This is a genomic window from Xenorhabdus entomophaga, assembly GCF_037996725.1.
Taxonomy (GTDB): Bacteria; Pseudomonadota; Gammaproteobacteria; order Enterobacterales; family Enterobacteriaceae; genus Xenorhabdus; species Xenorhabdus khoisanae.
In genome coordinates this window covers 1-4,510 of the sequence record NZ_JBBMXH010000174.1, presented here as the reverse complement: position 1 = coordinate 4,510, position 4,510 = coordinate 1, and the positions used below count along the sequence as shown (strand labels likewise).

Below are 4,510 nucleotides of genomic sequence, written 5' to 3'. Positions count from 1 at the left end.
CGGTGCACCCAGCCAAAGAAATAAGCTTAAAAAAGCGAGTTGGTGTGATGATTATCGGGCAAGAGTTTTCTTTGGGTGAAAATTAATCAGAGTATGCTCGCGCCCTGGGTTGCAACCGTTGAGGCTTCGCTACTTATCGTAATGGAAATAAATAGTGCGTCAAAACAGTTAGTCAAAAATTTCATTTGGTCAGATGTCTTATTTCAATAATCCGATAAAATTTCAGGTCATGTCCATACATTCTGCGTATTGTGTGGAATATGTGTTTTCATCATTTTTAATGTATCACAATGAGAAAAATCGATTTGGCTGATTTAACTTAACTGTTAAGGTTAGTTTTTTCGTTATTGAATCAATAATGAAAATAGTTAAATTAGAACACCTTTAATGTGCTGCGAAATGGATTAAAAGAAGTGATGAGTGATACCAATGAAAAGGGTAAGGGCAGGAAGAATAAAAAACACACTGACTACTTTATTCCTTATAAAACGACATATGATTTACGCTTAAGTAAAAGGGAACCTAATTTAATCAACATACTGAGACAGGTTCAAGGCTATGAATATGGCTTTTTTACCGTGTTAGGTGTCCGCCCTTTGTCTCAACGGAATGGCGGAAAAAATAATTCGATTTATGTCGTCAGATGCCGGTGTGGTAAATATGCTGTCAGGACATTAAAAGCCATTAAAAACCCGAACAATATGAATGATATGTGTGTGCATTGCCAGCATCTATTTAGTCAAAGACGGAAAGCAATCTTTCACACGACAGGAAACGATGTGGATTTGTCAGAATTAACCGGAATTAAATATAAAATGCCTTTAGAAATTAAAGAATAAGAAAATAGCGCCGTACTTCGGAATTGAATTCTCGGAGGACACCTGATGCTATACGTGAGAGTAGTCCAGCCCAGGCTAATTATCAGGTAGAACGGAGTAAGAAACACCTGGCTATGGGGAAAACTAAATAGCAGTGCCCTGTGTGTTGAGAGAGCAAAATCATCAGGCAATGTCACAGTGTGGTGATTTGGGATTGAAAAATTCAGTCAGGAAAAGTGAGGAATGGGATGGATCGTACTATCAGATAACCGCCTCATATCAGTACGCTATCAGACCGCCTGAAACCGTCAACAAAAATCCTTTTATGCTCCGGTGGCGTGAATGTTCTATGTGAGAAATCGTCTTTAATTTCCCGTTAATCATTTCGATAATAAAACGCTTTGATAGCATTCTCTTATCCCACTCAGTAGGCGAGTAGGCGTGCACAAGTGCCCTATTCCCACATATCACCACTTCAGTACACAACTAGCCTTCATCTTTTAGGTGAAAATATCGTTTTATGAACTGGGTGAGTGGGTCGCAACTCACCCAGTTTGATATTCTCTTTACTGACGGATAAGCCGTCCCGTCAGAGGGGCACTTTCATAATTACTTCTGAAAGGGTTAATATCCAGCCCGCCACGTCTTGTATAACGGGCAAATACGGTTAATTTCTCTGGTCGGCAATAATGCATAATATCATTATAAATTCGCTCTACACATTGTTCATGAAACTCGTTATGTGTTCTGAATGAGATGAGATAGCGCAGCAGTTTTTCATGATTAATTTTTGCGCCCTCATAGCGAATAACAACGCTGCCCCAGTCAGGTTGGTTTGTGACCAGACAATTTGATTTTAAGAGATTTGAATGCACTGTTTCAGAGACAGTATCCGTTTCCGTCGAAGCGGCATCTGCCAGTACCGTAGCATCGAAGTCATACCCGTCTATTTCGATATCCAGGTCATCCAGTGACTGACCTGAGAGTGGGTTGATTTCATAGCCGTATCCTTCAAGGTGAGGGTAGAGCTTCACTTCCACAGGCTGGCCGGCTGTCTGAGACAGATCTTTTTTCATGGCCCGGATCACATCATCAGCCGTTTCAAATTTAGTCTGGTTAAAACTGTTGAGATACAGCTTGAATGATTTAGATTCAATTAATCCCGGACTGGTTGCAGGAATGGTAAATTCACCGATTGCGACGACCGGTTTTCCTTTATTATTCAGCCAGGAAAGTTCCCACGCAGTCCAAAGATCAAAACCCTGAAATGGCAATGAATCAGAACTGATATTGATAATATCGCGCGCAAGTGAGCGCGGAAGTGTTTCAAGTAATTCTGGAGAATAATGTTGTATGTAATCGGTTTTTGTTCCGAGATGTGTTATTGATTTTTTAATATCCATGATGACTTCTCTTCTAGGAGGTTATATATTTTCTGAATAGTGCCCGGGTAGCATAGATAGGTCCAACACCGGCAATGGCATAGGTCATTTTGATAATAAACTGGGAAAAAATAATTGTTTTAATCGTGTCGGCATCAAGCGTGTTATAAAATGCCAGTGTACAAAAAATAACACTGTCCAGTGCGGCCGCTATCGTTGTGCTGGTTATGATGCGAATAAAAAGATAACGGGAGTTGGTCAGTTCCTTGATTTTACATAACAGCCATGAATTGACATTCTCAGAGACAATATAAGCCACTGAAGACGCGACAAGGACAGCCGTAATGCTATGGACAATCTCAGTATAGGCTTCTGCTAATCCCCACGCTTTAAGGCCCGGCAGCACTGCTGTGAACATCAGGCCGAGAACAAACAGAATATTGGTAGTAAACGAAAAAAGAATCGCCTTTCTGGCCAGGCGAAGGCCGTAAAACTCATTGAGTATGTCAACAAGGATGAATGTGAGTGGGTAAAAAAAGACTGCCGCGGGTATCACCATATTCATATAGGGAATGCTTATTGGTTTTATCCCTGTCACTGTGCAAAAAATACAGATAATGGCCAGCGAAAGCGCAATCACCAGATAGGCGAACCAGGAACGTTCGTGCCGATCAGTGAGGTCATAGGCGGTTACCGTATCCTCACTGCCATAAATCCGGCGATAGACCTCCCTGAGTTCATTTCTGTTGAGATCCTCTGAGACCTGGCTACTTTCCAATTCCTTTAACGGTATGCTGATGCTTTTCCCCGTAGACAGGATCATGATATTCGCCCTGATCGCGTCGGAAGAGCGACTGAAACCCAGCAGTTTATATTTTTGATTACCTGACACAGCTAATGCTCCTTTGCTTACGAAATGCGTTCTTCAATGATGGTTCCAATCAATTGCTCATTTATGGCGGGCACTTTTTTTGCGCAACCCGACATATCATGGAGATAAAATCCTTTTTCGGGTGCATATATTAGCGATGGCTGATTTTTTACAGGTGCGGCATAGCGCTTAATGATTAATGTATCACCGGGGAAAAAAATTTTATCAATTTCAGTTTCTACCGTCAGTCCAATCAGGTTTGCGCCTTCTTCGAAGGCCCAGATTACCGGATATCTCATGATCAGCTGGCCAATACGGTTTTCCATACTGGCTAACACGTCTGACTGGGGAATAAGCGGAATAGCAGAAGGATTCTTGTTGCCTTCAGAGGAGAGGGTATTGTCTATGCGGTCCAGTTCTTCGATGTTGCAATGTTCTATGACATCGCACTTGACACCGAAAAAATCGGCAATCCTTGTGATAGTTGAATGTTGAACTTTATTTATTTGACCATCAAGAATTTTATAGAGTGTTGTTCTTGTAACACCTGAGCGCATAGCCAGTGAGGACTTATTCTCACCATTTTTTCTCATCATGTACTCAATGTTACTAATAATATTAGATTTTCTTTTTATTCCTGATGTTTTCATGTCGGAAAATAATAATGTTGTTAGATTTTTTCTTCAGACACTACATGATTAACTTGTTACTTTCCATAATATTTTTCGATACGCCGCTTTATAAGAACAGTGAGTGGTAAAATTTTTTTACATAAAAAACATGACAGTATGCAAAGAATGTACAATTTCATGCTCTTTTTGATTATTTTTATGTTGACCTTATTGAATGAGGCGTGCTTAATTACTCGCAGTAGTATCTAACTGACTAAATATATTAATTATTATATTATTAAAATAATTACACTATAAAATTATTAGCGAAGCCACACCAGGGCGCGAACACACTATTTTAACTGCTTTTTAAAGGTGACTATTTTAAAAAAAAACAACGTTAATGGTGTTTGTGTTGGGTTAAATTTAACCAAAAACACAATCCTTTAAACTCCTATAGTCAACCGAAGAGTTAAAGAACAATATTGACATTTTAAGTGAGAATATTAATCAAAGTATGATTAGGCACTGAAGCCACACCGGGTTATTATTTCAATAAAGGCATTTATATCGGGTTACCATTTCTCTGGGTTTTATATTTTATCGCATTAAATTTGAGTTATTGAAGAGATGAGAAGAGCAGAGCAGATCATAAACATGCTTTAACTTTAGAATAATCTACTTGTTTTTTATTTTTCACCGATGAAGTAAGTGAACTAAGTCCTCAAGAGAAATTAATTGCAAATTTGTTGCCATAACTTCCCAATAACGTATTTAGCTCATGCTCCATTGTCTCTTTAGTCCAAGTGATAAAGCGTCGCCAGTGGT

4 protein-coding genes and 1 pseudogene are annotated in these 4,510 nt (G+C 39.3%); 1 reads left to right on the top strand and 4 read right to left on the bottom strand.

Annotated elements, in window-relative coordinates; all coding sequences use genetic code 11:
- Window positions 1-416: 416 nt before the first annotated feature.
- A complete protein-coding gene (locus tag AAC854_RS21285; protein WP_047962325.1) occupies window positions 417-839 on the top strand; it encodes a hypothetical protein in 423 nt (140 codons plus the stop codon).
- Window positions 840-1,100: 261 nt separating this feature from the next.
- Here the strand turns inward: AAC854_RS21285 and AAC854_RS21280 are convergent.
- The 4 genes and pseudogenes from AAC854_RS21280 to AAC854_RS21265 form a co-directional block, all read right to left on the bottom strand.
- Window positions 1,101-1,259: pseudogene (locus tag AAC854_RS21280) on the bottom strand (transposase); the annotation flags it as partial.
- Window positions 1,260-1,384: 125 nt separating this feature from the next.
- Window positions 1,385-2,221, bottom strand: coding sequence for an NADPH-dependent 7-cyano-7-deazaguanine reductase QueF (gene queF, locus AAC854_RS21275; RefSeq protein WP_047962324.1), 837 nt, complete (start codon window positions 2,219-2,221; stop codon window positions 1,385-1,387).
- A 13-nt stretch (window positions 2,222-2,234) separates the two neighbouring features.
- Window positions 2,235-3,092, bottom strand: a complete 858-nt coding sequence (locus AAC854_RS21270) for a queuosine precursor transporter (RefSeq protein ID WP_340618840.1) — start codon at window positions 3,090-3,092, stop codon at window positions 2,235-2,237.
- 17 nt (window positions 3,093-3,109) lie between these two features.
- Window positions 3,110-3,667, bottom strand: coding sequence for a helix-turn-helix domain-containing protein (locus AAC854_RS21265; protein WP_340618839.1), 558 nt, complete (start codon window positions 3,665-3,667; stop codon window positions 3,110-3,112).
- Window positions 3,668-4,510 lie beyond the last annotated feature (843 nt).

What these genes read in the sequence shown, in the direction of transcription:
- AAC854_RS21285 (WP_047962325.1), top strand. Translation starts at nt 417, where the DNA reads ATGAGTGATACCAATGAAAAGGGTAAGGGCAGGAAGAATAAAAAACAC.
- queF (WP_047962324.1), bottom strand. Translation starts at nt 2,221, where the DNA reads ATGGATATTAAAAAATCAATAACACATCTCGGAACAAAAACCGATTAC.
- AAC854_RS21265 (WP_340618839.1), bottom strand. Translation starts at nt 3,667, where the DNA reads ATGATGAGAAAAAATGGTGAGAATAAGTCCTCACTGGCTATGCGCTCA.